Below are 16,043 nucleotides of genomic sequence, written 5' to 3'. Positions count from 1 at the left end.
GGGTGTTTTGTCGTGTTTGTTTATGCTGTGTCTTTAATTATGCTTAGCTGGCACCCTGTCCAAGGTCGATGACATAATCTTCGACAAGGCCGCGTTTTTTGTGAACCTTGGTGAATTTGATCGGCCATTTGTTGTCGGGAGAATAAAACCAGCTGCGCGTGTTTGATGCATCTTTGCAAATGACTTCATAGGTCGGGATGGTTTTGGTGCCAACGGTGACCATTGCGGTCCCGGCAACGATGCAATCGCGTGTTGCGGACCATGTTTCTTTGCCGTCTGTGCCTTCAATCTCGAAGGATTCCATCGCACCAGGTTTTAACGGCCAGATATCGCCTTGCCGGATAACGCTTTGCGTGCCGTTTGACCCGCCGCAATTGGTCCATTTGGTATCGGGGCTTAAGAAATCTGCCCCCTCTGATGTGCAACCTTTATTGGGGCCTTCGGTGATTTCAAACATCAAACCATCGGCATTTTTGCCGGTAACGGTCAGTGTTTCTTTGTTGCCATTACGGTAATAGGCATAGGCATCGCCGACGGCAAGGTCCGGTTTGGCGAGTGACAGCAGGCTGACCTGGCTGTTGCGCACGACATTGCTGTTTGTCTGGCAGGCTGCCAGCCCGATTAGAATAATAAAAGGAATTATCAGTTTTTTCATAAAAGTCTCCTAGGCGTGTAAAACCGGTTCGCAGTTGCCCTAAATGCAAGCCGTGTCGGGTGTATTCGATGCTATTCAATGTGATTTTGGGTATCTGCAAATCCCCCGTGCGGGGGATACTGGCCGGGTTTTGATAAAAAAAACGCCAGACTGCGGCACAGGTATTATTTTTTTACAGCGCATATTTGTATTATTCTAATTTTCGGTGGCGCGCTTAGCCCGTATGGCACATGGATATTTTACATTTATCCTTCGCGGATATATCGTTACATGATACGTGAAAACGTAATACTGCCGTCTGTTGGGAACGGTGGATAATCAAGACAAAAACCGGGGTAGGATACGTGACTGAAACACGATCTCATGTGCAGCCGACGGGCAAGGAGCGTCACTTCGGTGCAGACGAACTGATTGTCAGTAAAACCGATCTTAAAGGCCGGATTACCTATGCCAATGATACGTTTCTTGACATAGCAGGCTATGACGAAGAAGAAATTCTGGGACAACCCCATTCCATTATCCGCCATCCTGATATGCCGCGGTGTGTTTTTCAGTTGCTATGGTCTGAAATCGAGGCGGGCCGCGAGATTTTTGCCTATGTCGTTAATCTGGCAAAAAACGGCGATCATTACTGGGTTTATGCCCATATTACCCCCAGCTTTGACCAGCACGGTAAAATCACGGGATATCATTCCAACCGTCGGGTTCCCGAAGCCGGTGTGGTTGATAAAACCATAAAGCCCCTTTATGCCGAATTGCGTAAAATCGAGGAAAGCCAGGCCAGCCGCAAGGACGGCATGCATATGGCCGGGCGCGCGATGGCGCAAAAGGTCAAGGATCTTGGGCTTGAATATGATCAGTTCGTCCAAAGCCTGTAACAACCCTAACGCCGAGGTTTGAATATGTCGCTGTTTGGCGGGTCTACGAAGTCGGGAATTCAAAAGGCGCTGGAAGTTGTTGAAGCAGCAGCAAATGGCGATTATGAAGCCCGTATTACCCATATTGATAGCCATCCGCAAATGCGGGATTTATTTAACGCTATCAACCGATTGATCGACCGCAACGATGCCTTTTTGCGCGAAAGTGCCGCATCCATGGCTGCGGTGGCTGAAAATCGTTATTACCGGCGTATTGTCGAAACCGGGCTTGTCGGGGCTTATTTAACATCGGCGCGTGAAATTAATGCAGCCACCGGCATGATTGAAACAAAGCTGGGCGGTTTCCAAAAAGTTGTCGATGAATTTCGCAGCGGGTCGTTTGATGCGGTGGACCGTATTGCCCGGGCATCGGTCGCCCTTGAAGGGGCATCAGATGATGCCAGCCGCATCGCCCATGAAACCAGTGCACGTTCCACCAATGTTGCCGCCGCTGCCCGCCAGACGGCCGATAACGTCACTGGTGTTTCCGCCGCGTCCGAGGAACTTAACCATTCCATTCGCGAAGTCAGCGAGCAGGCCCGGGAATCGGTTGATATTGCGCATCGCGCCAATGGCCTGGCCCGTGAAACCGATGGGCGTATTGGACAGCTTGAAACCGCGGCCGTCGAGATTGTCGAAGTCGTTAGCTTCATTCGCGATATTGCCGCCCAGACCAACCTTCTGGCCCTGAATGCCACGATCGAAGCCGCCCGCGCGGGCGAGGCGGGCAAAGGCTTTGCCGTGGTCGCCAACGAGGTCAAAGGCCTTGCCAACCAGACCAGCAAGGCAACCGAAAGCATTGAAGAAAAAGTTCAGGATATTCAAAACGCGATCGAGCTTTCGGTTGGATCAATCCGCGAGATTGCCGGGGTAATCGATGATCTGGCGGCGCGTTCTGATTTGATTTCCACCAACGTTGAAACCCAGACGTCGCTGTCATCCGATATGACGCACAATGTTGAACAGGCATCGGATGGCGCACGCGATGTAACCGATAACATCACCGCCGTTTCCGATATGACCAGCCAAACCGGTCAGGCGGCACAAACCACGCGTGAAATGGCGGCCGATCTGGCACAGCAGGCAGAACATCTGCGCGGGCAGTTGGGCGGTTTTCTCGATAATATTACGCAATTGTTGTATACTTCATCACGTAAAAAATAATCCGCAGGTAAACCACCGGATGTATCCTTGAACCGGTCGAGCCTGGCGGGCTGGTTCAGGGATATGACAATGCGTGTATTTTTCAATGCCCGGCATGACGCCCATGACGTGAAAGCTGAATTTTACCACGGGCAAACCATTTCCGCCCTCGACGATCCGCGTCGCATGGGCATTATCCGTGATGCTTTGGCCCATAAAGTTGCCGCCCGGCTGGTAGACCCGACAGATCATGGCATGGCTGCGATCCGGGCTGTTCATGATGCGGGGTATCTGAACTTTCTAAGCCATGCCTGGCAGGACTGGAACAATGCCGGGTTTGACGGGGCTGCTGTTCCCGGTGTCTGGCGTGCCATGGTGACAGGTATCGGTGATGCAAATTTGAATCCGGGCGATAAATCTGCACATGCCGCCAGTGTCCTGCCCGATCAATGTCATATCCTTAAAAAGCTGGGCCAATATGCCTATGCCACTGACACGCCGATTGGCGATGGCAGTTGGCAGGCGGCCTATTGGGGGGCACAAACTGCTATTTCGGCGGCCAATGCGGTGATGAAGGACGGCGAGGCATCGTTTTGCCTTGGCCGGCCCCCGGGGCACCATGCACACCGTGCCTGTTATGGTGGGCATTGCCTGTTAAATAATGCGGCGATTGCGGCCCAGCATATGCGGGCAATGGGGGCAGACCGGGTAGCTGTTCTTGATATTGATCAGGATCACGGCGACGGCACGCAGGATATTTTTTATCAGCGTGGCGACGTTTTAACCGTTTCTATTCATGCAGACCCGGATAACCATTTTCCTTTTTTTAGCGGTTATGCCCACGAAACCGGCGCGGGTGACGGCTTGGGCACTAACCTGAACATACCTTTGGCGGAAAATGCCGGTTTTTCAGGTTTTTCTGACGGGCTTGGTTTGGCGCGGCAAAAAATTATCGGGTTTGATGCCGATATGCTGGTGGTGTCACTGGGGGTAAATGCCCATGAGGTTGAACCTTTGGGGACCCTTGGCCTGACGACAGAAAATTATTTTGCAATTGGCCAACAGATTGCCAGCCTTGGCTTGCGCACGTTGTTTGTGATGGAAGGCGGGTATGCCCACGATGTGATCGGGCAAAATGTGGTGGCGGTATTATCGGGGTTTTTAGGCGGTATCGGAGGTAACCCGTGATTGGGTCAGTGTTTTAAAAGGGGCTGATACTTTTAACTGGTTAGATGTGGTTCACCGGGCTGTGGGCGGGCAGGGCCGAAGCCGTGGGGTAAATCTCGCGAACGATCTCCAGCCATGCCTTGGCCGCGTGCGATAAAAACCCGTTCCGGCGCCAGATCATGGCCATGTCCCATTGGGTGTCGGCTTCGTTAAGTTCGATATATTTCAGGCCGGGATGCGGGCGCTGCTGCGCAATCATGCGCGGCAAAAAGCTGACCCCAAGGCCCGCTGCGACCAGTTCGGTGATAAAATCGATCTGGCTGCTGCGCGCCGCAATCACCGGTTCAACTTTACGGCGACGGGCGGCGTCAATTAAAATACGGTTCAGTGCAAACCCCTTTTCAAACAGGATCAACGGTGTATCGCGCAAATCATCAAAAGTGATGCGGGGTTTATGCGCGTCGGGATGGTCGTTTGGCAACAGGGCGACCAGCGGTTCGCAGCGCACGGGTTGTGCGTCAAAATCGCCCGTTGTTGGTAACAATGATGCGCCCAGTTCCAGTTCCCCGCTTTGCAGCATTTCTTCCAGCCGGGTACTGCCCTGTTCGACCAGGCGAATATCAATGCCGGGAAACCGTTTGCGATACAGGGCAAATACTGGCGCAAACAAGGTGTTGCTGCCAATTGGCGGCAGGCCCAAATGCAAAGCCCCGCGTTTTAAACCGCGAATTTCATCAAGTTCCGCCAAAAGGTCTTCGCGCTCGGCCAGAATGCGCAATGCACGGGCATAAACAACCTCGCCTGCGGCCGTCATACGGTTGTTATGACCAATGCGTTCGAGCAACGGCACCCCAATTTCATCTTCCAGCTGGCGCACAGACTTGCTGATCGCCGATTGGGTGACAAAAACTGTTTTGGCCGCGTGGGAAAACCCGCCCTGACGAACAACTTCGACAAAGGCGCGCAGGGCGCGAATATCCATAATCATTCCTAATGGGAATAGTTTTAAGTAATTCAATTCATTTTAATCATATTGTGCGGTGCGTTATGGTGGCCGTCAAGGAGAACAGACATGAGCACCCCACTTTCCACGGTTCCATCTGCCGTTGCCACGACCCGCGCCGTCGCTGCGCCGCTCACGACCGGTCGTTTTTTCACCGGCATCACCATTCGCAGTCGCCATGCCGTGCGCAATAGCCGCCTTTTACAAATTGCCTTGATATTTGCCTTTTGGTTGCTGGGCGAAGCGATTGTGCGTGCGGCGCATGTCTCTTTGCCCGGCGGTATTATTGGCATGGCAATTGTTTTTGGCCTGCTGGCCACACACCGCATCAGCTTGCACAGCATGCGGCGCGGGGCGCAGTGGTATCTGGCTGAGATGTTGCTGTTTTTTGTACCTGCTGTATTGGCGGTTTTAAACCATTCCGAATTGTTCGGGATGCTGGGCGTGAAGGTTTTGGTGGTTATATTGGGTAGTACGGCCTCGGTTATTGCTGTTACCGCCTTGATCATGGACGTTTTTGTACATTTCAGGTCTCGTCATGACGTGGTTTGATAATGCCATTGCCCAGGCCGTTTTCTGGTCGCTGGCAACAATCGGATTTTACATTCTGGCCCATAAACTTCATCGCCGCTGGCAACACGGCTGGTTAACGCCGCTTCTGGTAACGCCGGTGATCCTGATCGGCTTGGCGTTGATGCTTCATGAAAGTTATGGCGCGTATATTCGCGGGACCGGCTGGTTGGTAACGTTGTTGGGCCCCACAATGGTTGCCTTTGCCGTGCCAATTTATGAACAGCGCAAATTTATCTATCGTCATTGGCCCGTTCTGGCGGTGGGGGCTGTTGCCGGGAGTATTACCGCAATGGTAACCGGCTGGTGCCTGGCCACGTTTTTGGGGCTGGATGGTGCCTTGCGGCTCAGTTTGCTGCCCCGTTCCATCAGCACGCCCTTTGCCATGGAAGTTTCGGGCGATATTGGCGGCATTCCCGATTTAACGGCGGTTTTTGTAGTGGTGACCGGGGTATTTGGCGCGGTTCTGGGTGAAATTATGCTGGCCCGGATGCCGGTATCATCGACCCTGGCCCGAGGGGCCGCACTGGGCATGGGCGCACACGGGGCCGGAACGGCCAAGGCCCACGAAATTGGCACCGAAGAAGGATCGGTCGCCGGGTTGATTATGGTGCTGGTTGGTTTGCTGAATGTTTTGATCGCCCCGGTGATTGCTTATTGTTTGCGGGGCTAACAAGGGCAAAATACCGCGTGGATCATGGGCGTTCCCACGGTGGGGTGCCGCCAAATTCGGCGACCAGAAAATCAACAAAGGCGCGCACCCGTGTCGGCAGGTAACGGTTTTCAGGGTACAGGGTATAAACCGCGTGGGCCGGTGGAGTGCAGTCGGGCAGAACCACCTTTAAGGCACCTGAAGTAATCAGCGGGCCAACTTCCCACATCGATTTCAGGGCAATACCATGCCCATCGACACACCAGCGAGTTAAAACCTCGCCATTGTCCGAATCCATCGATCCTGAAACCGATAAGGTGCTCGGTGCGTCGTCGTCTTCAGGCTGCAAGGTCCATTGATATTGCCGCGAGCCGGGAAAACGCAGCAACAGGCAGTTATGGTTCAGAAGGTCGGCGGGGGTGCGCGGGGTGCCGTTGCGTTTTAAATAGGCCGGGCTTGCCACCAATACCCGTTTGTTGGCTGCCAGTTTGCGCACAATCAGCGAACTTTCCTTAAGCTCGGCAATGCGAATAGCAAGGTCAACCTTGTCTTGCAACAGGTCCAAAAGTCGGTCTGACAGGTGCAGGCGGATTTGTACATCCGGGTTTTTTTCAACAAATTTGGGAATGATCGGGGCGACGAACATATTGCCAAAGGCCACCGGGCAGGTCACGGTGACCGGGCCGCGGGTGGTGTTTTTCTGGTTGGCAATGGCGTTTTCGGCCTCTTCCATTTCGGCCAGAATACGCTGGCAATGGCGATAATAAATGTCGCCTTCGGTGGTCAGGCCCACGCGGCGTGTGGTGCGGTTAAGCAAACGTACGCCCAGTCGTTCTTCCAGCCGGGCAATACGGTTTGACACCACGGCGGCCGAATGGCGCAATTCGCGCCCGGCGGCCGAAAGGTTGCCCAGCTCGGCAACGCGCACAAAAATCTGGATGTCCTCAAAATCGGACATAGGGCTATGCTCTCACTCTTGTTGGTTTACAGGCTCCCCTGTTGGGGTGCTGTAGCAATCGGCCTTTTATTTTGCTGCGGGGGCGAAGCCTTGATCGCGTCTTTACTGTGCCATTTTAAAAAATGTCTTGAAAGTCATTTCGATTATGCCCGCTTCCTAAATAATAGAGCCCCCTTCAAGCCTGTGTTAGGAAAATAGGGATTGTAAGAATTCTGAAAATTCGCGTCATAATATGCTGCAAGGCAAAATCAGGGACGGGGACCGGGGCCCGCGATCGTTATCGCAGGGGCATCCCGGTAAGAGAGAGGGACCAAACAGGTGGATATTCTGTTTCAGGACTGGATCAATCTGATCCTGCGCTGGGCGCATGTGATTACCGGGATCGCGTGGATTGGCTCGTCATTTTATTTTGTCTGGCTGGATTTATCGCTGCGCAAGCGCCCGGGTATGGATGATGGCGTTTACGGCGAAGCCTGGATGGTGCATGGCGGCGGCTTTTACCATGTCAATAAATGGATGGTCGCCCCGGCCAAAATGCCCGACGATTTGCACTGGTTTAAATACGAGGCCTATTTCACCTGGCTGACCGGCTTTGCCCTGCTGGTGACGATGTATTACTGGAGTGCGGAATCCTATCTGATTGATCCGTCGGTGATGCCGATGACCAAATGGGATGCCATCCTGACCGGCCTGATCAGCCTGGTCGCCGGATGGTTTATTTATGATTTGATTTGCAAAAGCCCGATTGGCCGTAAAACCGGCACACTGGCGATTGCCCTGTTCATTCAGATTATGGCCTTTGCCTGGATTTATACCCATGTTTTTAGCGGGCGTGGGGCGTTCATTCATGTGGGTGCGTTGATTGGCACCATGATGGCGGTCAATGTTTTTCGCATCATCATTCCCAATCAGAAAAAGGTTGTGGCATCGCTGATGGCGGGGGAAAAGCCCGACCCGGCTTTGGGTTTGCAGGCCAAACAGCGTTCCACCCATAATAACTATCTGACCTTGCCGGTGCTGGCGATGATGATCAGCAACCATTACCCCATGACCTATGCCCATGATCAGGCATGGGTGGTGATTGGCCTGATCCTGATTGTGGGCGGACTGGTGCGGCATTTTTTCAATACCCGCAATTCGGGTGGTGCGGGCAAGGCGATTGCCTGGCAATTGCCCGCTGCGGCGGTATTTATGGCGATACTGGTGGTTTTTGTATCCTATGATCCCAGTGCCCCGCGCAGTGGTGACATTATTTCGTCAAACGAAGCCATGGGCATTATCCAAACCCGCTGTGCGGTGTGTCATTCCGCCCATCCAACCGAGGATGGCTTTGATGAAGCCCCGGCAGGTGTGATGTTTGACAGCCTTGACCAGGTCCATACCAATGCGCAACGCATTATGGCGCAGGCCGTAATTGGCAAATCCATGCCGCTGGGTAATCTTACTGAAATGACCGACGAAGAACGGGCCAAGCTGGGCCAGTGGATAAGGGCGAAGATGCCGGAATAGGGTTTGTGTAGGTCCGATCGTAATTAAGCTATGACAGAGATAAACAGGGGGGGACATTGTGATCCACCCCCTGTTTTGTTCGGGTTTTGGTTTTGTTATGGCAGGTTTTGAAAAACAGTGGGGTTCCAGCGATAGCCTTGCTGGGCAACCGTGATATGGCCGATGCCGGGAAACGCAATATGGCTGCCTGCCACATGGCATTTCTTTGTAACGGCAAATTCCAGCGCTTTTTTACGGCTTTGAACCGCCGTGTCGCCATCGACGTCAAAGCAGATTGCGATGGCGGGGTCCTCAAACTGGACGATATGGCCGTGGCTGATATCGCCCCAGCAAAAGACGGCATTTTCACCCGATTGCATGACGATGCCGCTATGCCCCGGCGAATGACCGGGTAACAGAACCGACATTGCAAAATCAGGGATGGGGCTGGCATTGTCGGCAAACACGGACACATGCCCTGCATTTTCATAGGGTGCGATGCAGGCAATGGCATTTTTAAAATGCGGATGCATGGCAGCGGGGACCAGTGCCATGTGGTCCGGGTTTAGGAAAAAGTCTGCATCGCGTTTCGGGATATGCAGGCGGGCATTGGGGAATGCCATTTTGCCATCGCGGATCAAACCGCCGACATGGTCGCTATGCAGGTGGGTTAAAATAACGTCATCAATTTGCGCAGGCCGGTATCCCGCCGCCATAAGATTGCGCTCCACATGCCCCAGTGCAGGCCCGGCCAGGTCGCCGCTGCCGGTATCGACCAGAACAAGACGATCACCGATGGCAAATAAAAAGGCATTAAAAGATGCGGGGGTTGGCGTGCCTTGCCAGGTATCAGTCAGCCGCGCAGCGACATGGTCGGCATTGGTGTTTAGATAAAGTTTTTCCAGCGCAAAGGGGATGGTTCCGTCTGATAATGCGGTGACGACCATGTTGCCAAGGATCATGGGGTAATAACCGGGAACGGGATTGGGCAATGCCGGATGTTTGATCGGGGCGTTCATGGTGGGTTCCTGTCTGTTGCCCGCCACGCAGGCGGGGCTTTGTAAGTTGGTTCAGACAGGCTATATCTGGGTCTGTCATTAATCAAATCGATGCCGGTAATGCAAAACATTGATTATTTCAATTTGCGATCTTTTGACCTTAATCTGCTGGTTGCCTTTGATGCCTTGATCACGGAAGGCAGTGTGACGCGGGCAGCCAGAAAATTACGGATTGGTCAGTCCGCGATGAGCCATAATCTGGCAACGTTGCGGATGTTGTTGCGCGATGATTTGTTTGTTCGGGTTGGGCAGGAAATGCAGCCAACAGCCCGCGCGCAAAGCCTGTCCGGGCCGATCCGCCATGCTTTGCAGCAGGCACAAGCCGCCTTGCAGGTGGGAAATGATTTTGATCCGCGAACGGAAAAACGGGTATTTCGCATCGGGGTTTCTGACGAGATGGCGCAGGTTCTGTTGCCGGACCTTCTGGGGTATCTGGCCCATGCCGCACCCGGCATTGGCATTTTGGCCCGGGAATTAAGCCTGCCAACGGTTGAGCCTTTGCTGAATCGTAGTGAAATAGATGTTGCTGTGGGCGTGCCCTATGTGCCGCAAGGATCGTTTGCGGGCGAAAAGCTGTTTGATGCCCACGCCAGTTGCTGTTTTCACCCTGATTTGATTGGGCGAAACACGCCACTGGACGCCGATGCATATTTTGCGGCACGCCACGCGGTTTTTTCACACAGTGCCAATATCGCAGGCTGTGTTGGAGATATTTATCAAAAAACCGGGTATACGCTCGATGTCGGGTTTGCGGCCCCGGCTTTTTTACCGCTGTTGGCCGCGGCGGCCAAGGCCCCCCTGATTGCGACGGTGCCAGAACGCATTGCCAGGCGCTATGCCGCAACATTTGGTTTGGTGACCAGCCCCGTGCCGGTCGCGCAGGGTTTTTCAGCCAGCTTTATGGTCTGGGCCCGTCATACGGAACGCGATGTTGCTGTCTTATGGATGCGTGATTGTATTCGCACCGTGGCGTTGCAGGCATCATGATGATGATGGTGGTGCAAGGGCGAAATAAATGCACCCCGCCAGGGCAAACTGGCGGGGTGCGAGGTATTGTGGTGCAATAACCTCGGTGGAGGCCGAAACCTCCGGGCGGTGGGATACGCCGGTTAATAAGGGGGGTCAAGTACCTTTCGGTTGATTAAAAAACAGTCAAAAAAATATATGTGAATGAAAAATAGTCATGCAAAATGCATGTGACGCAATAATTTTCTACTAAACCGTGATGTAGTATTGTTAAATTGCGTTGAGTCTCTGCGGTTTTTGGGGATTCGTATAAAACTTCAAAATTTGGCACGATTTTGGCTAGTACCGCTGCGGTGCAATAAACTCGCAGTGGAGGCTACAAAATGAAGAAGACGCTTCAGACGATCGTTGGCGCGGGGGCGCTGGCGTGGTCTGCAATGGCCATGACGCCGGCGCAAGCCGCCGACGATACGATCAAAATTGGCGTACTGCACTCTCTCTCGGGAACGATGGCGATTTCGGAAACCACGTTAAAGGACACGGTCCTGATGCTGGTTGATGACATCAACAAAAAAGGCGGTCTTCTGGGCAAAAAGGTCGAAGCTGTGGTGGTTGACCCGGCTTCGGACTGGCCGCTTTTTGCCGAAAAAGCGCGTGAGCTTCTGGAAAAAGACAAGGTTGCCGCTGTTTTTGGTTGCTGGACATCCGTTTCGCGCAAATCGGTTTTACCGGTCTTTGAAGAAGACAACGGTCTTTTGTTCTATCCGGTGCAGTTTGAGGGCGAAGAAAGCTCGCGCAATGTGTTTTATACCGGGGCTGCCCCGAACCAGCAGGCAATTCCGGCTGTTGACTATTTGATGAGCGAAGATGGCGGCGGCGCAAAACGTTTTGCCCTGCTGGGAACGGACTATGTTTATCCGCGTACCACCAACAAGGTTTTGCGCGCCTATTTGCATAGCAAAGGTGTTGCCGACGAAGACATTATGGAAAACTATACGCCGTTTGGTCATTCCGATTGGCAGTCCATTGTGTCGGACGTAAAAACCTTTGCATCGGCGGGCAAAAAAACCGCTGTTGTTTCGACCATCAATGGTGATGCCAACGTGCCGTTCTACAAGGAACTGGCAAACCAGGGCATTAAGGCAGAAGACATTCCCGTCGTTGCATTTTCAGTCGGCGAAGAAGAACTGGCTGGTATTGATACCACCCCGCTGGTTGGTCATCTGGCTGCCTGGAACTATTTTGAAAGTGTCGATACCGAAGCCAATGCGGCCTTTATCAAAAAATGGCATGCCTATATCGGCGATGACAAACGCGTAACCAATGACCCGATGGAGGCCACCTATATCGGCTTTACCATGTGGGCCCATGCGGTTGAGCAGGCTGGCACCACCGATGTCGATGCCGTTCGTCAGGCCATGTATGGCCAGAAAGTACCGAACCTGACCGGTGGTGTTGCGGTGATGAACCCCAACCATTACTTGTCCAAACCGGTTCTGATTGGCGAAGTACAGGATGATGGCCAGTTTGATACCGTCTGGAAAACCGACGACGTTGTTGTGGGCGATTCCTGGTCAGACTATATCCCCGAAAGTGCGAAGCTGACGGCGGATTGGACCTATCCGTGGGTCTGCGGTAACTGCGAAAAACCGACATATTAATTGAAATGGACGGGCCGGATGCCGTGCGCATTCCGGCCCGTTTTGCTGGTGCGCGGGATGGCAACATGTTTTACCGCCCCGTTTGAATTTGCCTGTATATTTGAATGCGCGATGCGAAGGCTTTGATCATGCGTCAAGATTTTTCCCCGCCTGCGCCGGGCCGAATGCCCCATCATTCTTTCCGCCGTTTTTTCATGCCCCTGTTTGCCATTGTGGCTCTGATGCTGGTGGCATTGGCCCCGCAACAGGCACATGCCTTTAGCGACGAACAGTTGCGGCAGAATGCGGAACAGTTAAACGCCAAAAGTTCGACCAAAAAGCTTGATGTCATTGAAAAGATGGCGGCGGATGGCGACCCGCGTGTTGCCCCGATCCTGGAAGCAATGCTGGGCGGCGATTTATATGTCAGCAAGGCCGATGACAAGGTGGTTATTGGTAAAAAGCAGGGCAAGGTCTGGCAGCATATTGATGTTGTTAGCGGGGCGGTCACAGGGGAAAGCGGATCGGGCGATCTTGATAAAATACGGATTAATAACCGTCTGCGCGGGGCGCTTCGTGATGCGCTGGCGACCCTGAATTTATTTAGTCCGGACCTGGCAACCCGCCGGGCGGCGGTGGAAACCGTGATGGATACCCGCGATCCGGCAATGGCACCGTTGTTGCAGCGTGCCATTGACCGCGAGAACGACCCCGAATTACTGGCCCGAATGGAACTTGCCAAGGCGACCATGGCGCTGGCGGCGGGCAAAACATCGCAAGAACGGCTGGATGCGATTGATATTCTGGCAAGCCAGACCACCCCGCAAATTCGTGCGGTGTTGTTGCAGTTTGTCAATGCCGCCGAGGCCGAAAATTATGACCCCAAAGTGGTTGCTGCGGCAAAGGACGCGGTGGCATCGGTCGAAGGCCGGTTAAAGATGTGGCAGACCGGCGGTGACGTTTATCGGGGCATCAGTCTGGGGTCGGTTTTGTTGCTAGCCGCCGTTGGATTGGCGATTACCTTTGGTGTGATGGGCGTCATTAATATGGCGCACGGCGAAATGATCATGATCGGGGCCTATACCACCTATGCGGTGCAGCAGGCTTTTATGGTGTGGTGGCCTGCCGGTATCGGCTGGTCGCTGGCGGTAGCAGTGCCAATGGCATTTCTGGTTTCGGGCGGGGTTGGTGTGGTGGTTGAACGTTTGATCATTCGTTTTTTATATGGCCGCCCACTTGAAACCCTGCTGGCAACCTGGGGGCTTAGCCTGTTTTTGCAGCAAGCCATTCGCAGCATTTTTGGTGCCAGCAACCGCCAGGTCGTTGCACCCGATTTCATGAGTGGCGCCATCGAATTTTCGACCGGTCTGGTTCTCACCTATAACCGGCTGTGGATTATTCTGTTTAGCCTGCTCGTCGTTGGTGGCATTGCCATTGTGCTGCGCTATACCGCGTTTGGTTTGCAAATGCGGGCGGTGACGCAAAACCGCCGTATGGCGGGGTCGGTTGGTATTCGCACCGGCTATGTCGATGCGCTGACCTTTGGCCTGGGATCGGGCATTGCCGGGATTGCCGGTGTCGCGCTTAGTCAGATCGACAATGTCAGCCCCAATCTGGGGCAGGGTTATATCATCGACAGTTTTATGGTGGTGGTGTTTGGCGGCGTTGGTAATTTGTGGGGCACGGTTTTGGGCGCGTTTAGCCTGGGGATTGTGAACAAATTTCTGGAACCTGTTGCCGGGGCTGTGTTGGCAAAAATCTTTGTTCTGGTTGCTCTTATCCTGTTTATCCAGAAACGTCCCAAAGGGTTGTTTGCCCTTAAGGGCCGCGCGGTGGAGGCCTGATCCATGACCGACTATCGCCAGAAATATAAAATGACGCCGGTTCTGGGCTGGTTGTTGCAGGACCGGGGCGGCATGATTTTGCTGGGCATTCTTTTGGCTGGCAGCATCCTGATTCCGATTGGAAATTTGCTGATCCCCGAAGGATCGGCCTTTCATGTGCCAACCTGGATGTTGGGGCTGTTGGGCAAGTATTTGTGTTATGCGCTGTTGGCCCTGAGTGTTGATTTGATTTGGGGTTTTTGCGGCATTTTAAGCCTGGGCCATGGGGCGTTTTTCGCCCTTGGCGGCTATGCCATGGGCATGTATCTGATGCGACAGATCGGTGATCGCGGGGTTTATGGCGATCCGGTTTTGCCCGATTTTATGGTGTTCCTGAACTGGAAGGAACTGCCGTGGTACTGGTACGGGTTTGATCATTTCAGCATGGCCGTGATTATGGCGATGCTGGTTCCCGGTTTGCTGGCGTTTGTGTTCGGATTTCTGGCGTTTCGGTCTCGCGTGACCGGGGTTTATCTGTCGATTATTACCCAGGCGATGACCTATGCGCTGTTACTGGCGTTTTTTCGCAACGATATGGGTTTTGGCGGCAATAACGGCCTGACCGATTTCAAGGATATTCTGGGCTTTGATCTGCAATCGGATCAAACCCGTTGTGTTTTGGTTGTGGCATCGGCTGTGATGCTCGCACTGTGTTATCTGGTGGCGCGGGGCATTACGCAATCACGTTTGGGCAAGGTGTTAATTGCCATTCGCGATGCCGAAAGCCGGGTGCGTTTTACCGGCTATCGGGTGGAATATTACAAGTTGTTTGTGTTTACCGTTTCAGCCGTGATGGCGGGCATTGCCGGTGCGCTTTATGTGCCGCAAATCGGCATTATCAACCCCGGCGAATTTGCGCCGGCGGCCAGTATTGAAGTGGTGATCTGGGTGGCGGTTGGCGGGCGTGGCACGCTTTACGGGGCGGTGTTAGGGGCGTTTATTGTCAATTATGCCAAAACGTTTTTTACCGGTGTAATGCCCGATTTCTGGCTGTTTTTCCTGGGCGGGTTGTTTGTCGCCGTGACGCTGTTTTTGCCCAAGGGTGTCATCGGGGCGGTTCCTGCGTTTGGTGGTACAGCGGGGCCGGGCGCACAGGGGAACTGGCGTGAAAGATTGGCCGCCTGGCGCGCCAATCAGGGGGGCAAGGCATGAATACCGCAGAAGACCTTCTTTCCGAAGAAAGCCGCATGATTCAAAGCGAAAAGGCCGCCACCATCCTGTATGTCGATGGCGTATCGGTAAGTTTTGATGGCTTTCGCGCACTTAATAACCTGAGCTTTTATGTCGAACCGGGTGAACTTCGCGCCATTATCGGCCCTAATGGGGCGGGTAAAACCACGATGATGGATATCATCACCGGGAAAACCCGCCCCGATACTGGCGATGTGTTGTTTCGCAGCGAGGTTGATTTAACCAAACTTGATGAAGCCGACATCGCCAATCTGGGTATTGGGCGAAAATTTCAAAAACCGACCGTGTTTGAAAGCCATACGGTTTTTGACAATCTGTTACTGGCCTGTTCTGGCGGGCGCAGGGTGTTTTCGGCCCTGTTTCACCGGCTAAGCACCGCTGAAAAACAGCGGATCGAGGAAACCCTGGCGACCATTCGGTTGGGCGATGCGCGCGAAACGCTGGCGGCCAATTTGTCGCACGGGCAAAAGCAATGGCTGGAAATTGGCATGTTGCTGATGCAGGAACCGCAATTGTTGCTGGTTGATGAACCCGTCGCGGGCATGACCGATTCTGAAACCGAACAAACCGCCATTTTGCTGCGCAATATCGCCAAAACCCGGTCGGTTGTGGTGGTGGAACACGATATGGAATTTGTCCGCGATCTTGATTGCAAGGTGACGGTGCTGCACGAGGGCTCGGTTCTGGCGGAAGGGCGGTTAGATAGCGTGCAAAAAGACCCGCGTGTTATTGAAGTTTATCTGGGGCGCTGA

General features: G+C 53.5%; 15 protein-coding genes. 11 read left to right on the top strand and 4 right to left on the bottom strand.

All coding sequences use genetic code 11. The features are described 5' to 3' along the window. Positions 1-43 precede the first annotated feature (43 nt). On the bottom strand, positions 44-655 hold the full coding sequence (locus tag THS27_RS11215) for a hypothetical protein (RefSeq protein WP_085590842.1): 612 nt from the start codon (positions 653-655) through the stop codon (positions 44-46). Positions 656-999: 344 nt separating this feature from the next. Here THS27_RS11215 and THS27_RS11210 point away from each other — a divergent pair, with 344 nt between their 5' ends. The 3 genes from THS27_RS11210 to THS27_RS11200 all read left to right on the top strand — a co-directional run bounded on the left by THS27_RS11210 (position 1,000) and on the right by THS27_RS11200 (position 3,903). Then, entirely contained in the window at positions 1,000-1,533 is a 534-nt protein-coding gene (locus tag THS27_RS11210) for a PAS domain-containing protein (RefSeq protein WP_085590840.1), read from the top strand. A 24-nt stretch (positions 1,534-1,557) separates the two neighbouring features. After that, on the top strand, positions 1,558-2,736 hold the full coding sequence (locus THS27_RS11205) for a methyl-accepting chemotaxis protein (protein WP_085590838.1): 1,179 nt from the start codon (positions 1,558-1,560) through the stop codon (positions 2,734-2,736). A 69-nt stretch (positions 2,737-2,805) separates the two neighbouring features. After that, a complete protein-coding gene (locus THS27_RS11200) occupies positions 2,806-3,903 on the top strand; it encodes a histone deacetylase family protein (protein WP_085590836.1) in 1,098 nt (365 codons plus the stop codon). Positions 3,904-3,943: 40 nt separating this feature from the next. On the opposite strand, the gene THS27_RS11195 is transcribed toward THS27_RS11200, so the two are convergent. Next, a complete protein-coding gene (locus THS27_RS11195; protein WP_085590834.1) occupies positions 3,944-4,864 on the bottom strand; it encodes a LysR family transcriptional regulator in 921 nt (306 codons plus the stop codon). Between the two features lie 90 nt (positions 4,865-4,954). Between THS27_RS11195 and THS27_RS11190 the strand changes: the two genes are divergently transcribed. Together THS27_RS11190 and THS27_RS11185 are read left to right on the top strand one after the other, a co-directional pair. Next, positions 4,955-5,437, top strand: coding sequence for a CidA/LrgA family protein (locus THS27_RS11190; RefSeq protein WP_085590832.1), 483 nt, complete (start codon positions 4,955-4,957; stop codon positions 5,435-5,437). After that, a complete protein-coding gene (locus THS27_RS11185) occupies positions 5,424-6,128 on the top strand; it encodes an LrgB family protein (RefSeq protein ID WP_085590830.1) in 705 nt (234 codons plus the stop codon). Before THS27_RS11190 ends, THS27_RS11185 begins: the two co-directional genes overlap by 14 nt. A gap of 22 nt (positions 6,129-6,150) precedes the next feature. Here THS27_RS11185 and THS27_RS11180 read toward each other — a convergent pair whose 3' ends face one another. Continuing rightward, positions 6,151-7,065, bottom strand: coding sequence for a LysR family transcriptional regulator (locus tag THS27_RS11180; RefSeq protein ID WP_085590828.1), 915 nt, complete (start codon positions 7,063-7,065; stop codon positions 6,151-6,153). 318 nt (positions 7,066-7,383) lie between these two features. On the opposite strand from THS27_RS11180, the gene THS27_RS11175 reads away from it, so the two are divergent. After that, positions 7,384-8,574 (top strand): urate hydroxylase PuuD, encoded by a 1,191-nt coding sequence (locus tag THS27_RS11175; protein WP_085590826.1) that lies wholly within the window; start codon positions 7,384-7,386, stop codon positions 8,572-8,574. Positions 8,575-8,669: 95 nt separating this feature from the next. On the opposite strand, the gene THS27_RS11170 is transcribed toward THS27_RS11175, so the two are convergent. Further along, positions 8,670-9,572, bottom strand: coding sequence for an MBL fold metallo-hydrolase (locus THS27_RS11170; RefSeq protein WP_085590824.1), 903 nt, complete (start codon positions 9,570-9,572; stop codon positions 8,670-8,672). A 99-nt stretch (positions 9,573-9,671) separates the two neighbouring features. Between THS27_RS11170 and THS27_RS11165 the strand changes: the two genes are divergently transcribed. The 5 genes from THS27_RS11165 (at position 9,672) to urtD (ending at position 16,043) form a co-directional block, all read left to right on the top strand. After that, positions 9,672-10,598: a LysR family transcriptional regulator gene (locus THS27_RS11165; protein ID WP_085590978.1), complete on the top strand. Its 927-nt coding sequence runs from the start codon at positions 9,672-9,674 to the stop codon at positions 10,596-10,598. A 362-nt stretch (positions 10,599-10,960) separates the two neighbouring features. Beyond that, positions 10,961-12,238: an urea ABC transporter substrate-binding protein gene (gene urtA / locus THS27_RS11160; RefSeq protein WP_085590821.1), complete on the top strand. Its 1,278-nt coding sequence runs from the start codon at positions 10,961-10,963 to the stop codon at positions 12,236-12,238. Positions 12,239-12,366: 128 nt separating this feature from the next. Beyond that, entirely contained in the window at positions 12,367-14,061 is a 1,695-nt protein-coding gene (gene urtB, locus THS27_RS11155; protein WP_246832934.1) for an urea ABC transporter permease subunit UrtB, read from the top strand. A gap of 30 nt (positions 14,062-14,091) precedes the next feature. Further along, entirely contained in the window at positions 14,092-15,252 is a 1,161-nt protein-coding gene (gene urtC / locus THS27_RS11150; protein WP_371455503.1) for an urea ABC transporter permease subunit UrtC, read from the top strand. A gap of 35 nt (positions 15,253-15,287) precedes the next feature. Further along, complete coding sequence (gene urtD, locus THS27_RS11145) at positions 15,288-16,043, top strand: urea ABC transporter ATP-binding protein UrtD (protein ID WP_085590976.1); 756 nt, start codon at positions 15,288-15,290, stop codon at positions 16,041-16,043.

Source organism: Thalassospira sp. MCCC 1A01428 (assembly GCF_002115825.1).
Lineage (GTDB): Bacteria > Pseudomonadota > Alphaproteobacteria > Rhodospirillales > Thalassospiraceae > Thalassospira.
Note: the sequence above shows the minus strand (reverse complement) of the source record. Positions and strands in the feature narration are given on the sequence as shown.

Excerpts from the sequence above, each read along its gene's own strand:
- THS27_RS11215 (WP_085590842.1), bottom strand. The coding sequence starts at position 655 with ATGAAAAAACTGATAATTCCTTTTATTATTCTAATCGGGCTGGCAGCC.
- THS27_RS11205 (WP_085590838.1), top strand. The coding sequence starts at position 1,558 with ATGTCGCTGTTTGGCGGGTCTACGAAGTCGGGAATTCAAAAGGCGCTG.
- THS27_RS11200 (WP_085590836.1), top strand. The coding sequence starts at position 2,806 with ATGCGTGTATTTTTCAATGCCCGGCATGACGCCCATGACGTGAAAGCT.
- THS27_RS11195 (WP_085590834.1), bottom strand. The coding sequence starts at position 4,864 with ATGGATATTCGCGCCCTGCGCGCCTTTGTCGAAGTTGTTCGTCAGGGC.
- THS27_RS11190 (WP_085590832.1), top strand. The coding sequence starts at position 4,955 with ATGAGCACCCCACTTTCCACGGTTCCATCTGCCGTTGCCACGACCCGC.
- THS27_RS11185 (WP_085590830.1), top strand. The coding sequence starts at position 5,424 with ATGACGTGGTTTGATAATGCCATTGCCCAGGCCGTTTTCTGGTCGCTG.
- THS27_RS11180 (WP_085590828.1), bottom strand. The coding sequence starts at position 7,065 with ATGTCCGATTTTGAGGACATCCAGATTTTTGTGCGCGTTGCCGAGCTG.
- THS27_RS11170 (WP_085590824.1), bottom strand. The coding sequence starts at position 9,572 with ATGAACGCCCCGATCAAACATCCGGCATTGCCCAATCCCGTTCCCGGT.
- THS27_RS11165 (WP_085590978.1), top strand. The coding sequence starts at position 9,672 with ATGCAAAACATTGATTATTTCAATTTGCGATCTTTTGACCTTAATCTG.
- urtA (WP_085590821.1), top strand. The coding sequence starts at position 10,961 with ATGAAGAAGACGCTTCAGACGATCGTTGGCGCGGGGGCGCTGGCGTGG.
- urtB (WP_246832934.1), top strand. The coding sequence starts at position 12,367 with ATGCGTCAAGATTTTTCCCCGCCTGCGCCGGGCCGAATGCCCCATCAT.
- urtC (WP_371455503.1), top strand. The coding sequence starts at position 14,092 with ATGACGCCGGTTCTGGGCTGGTTGTTGCAGGACCGGGGCGGCATGATT.
- urtD (WP_085590976.1), top strand. The coding sequence starts at position 15,288 with ATGATTCAAAGCGAAAAGGCCGCCACCATCCTGTATGTCGATGGCGTA.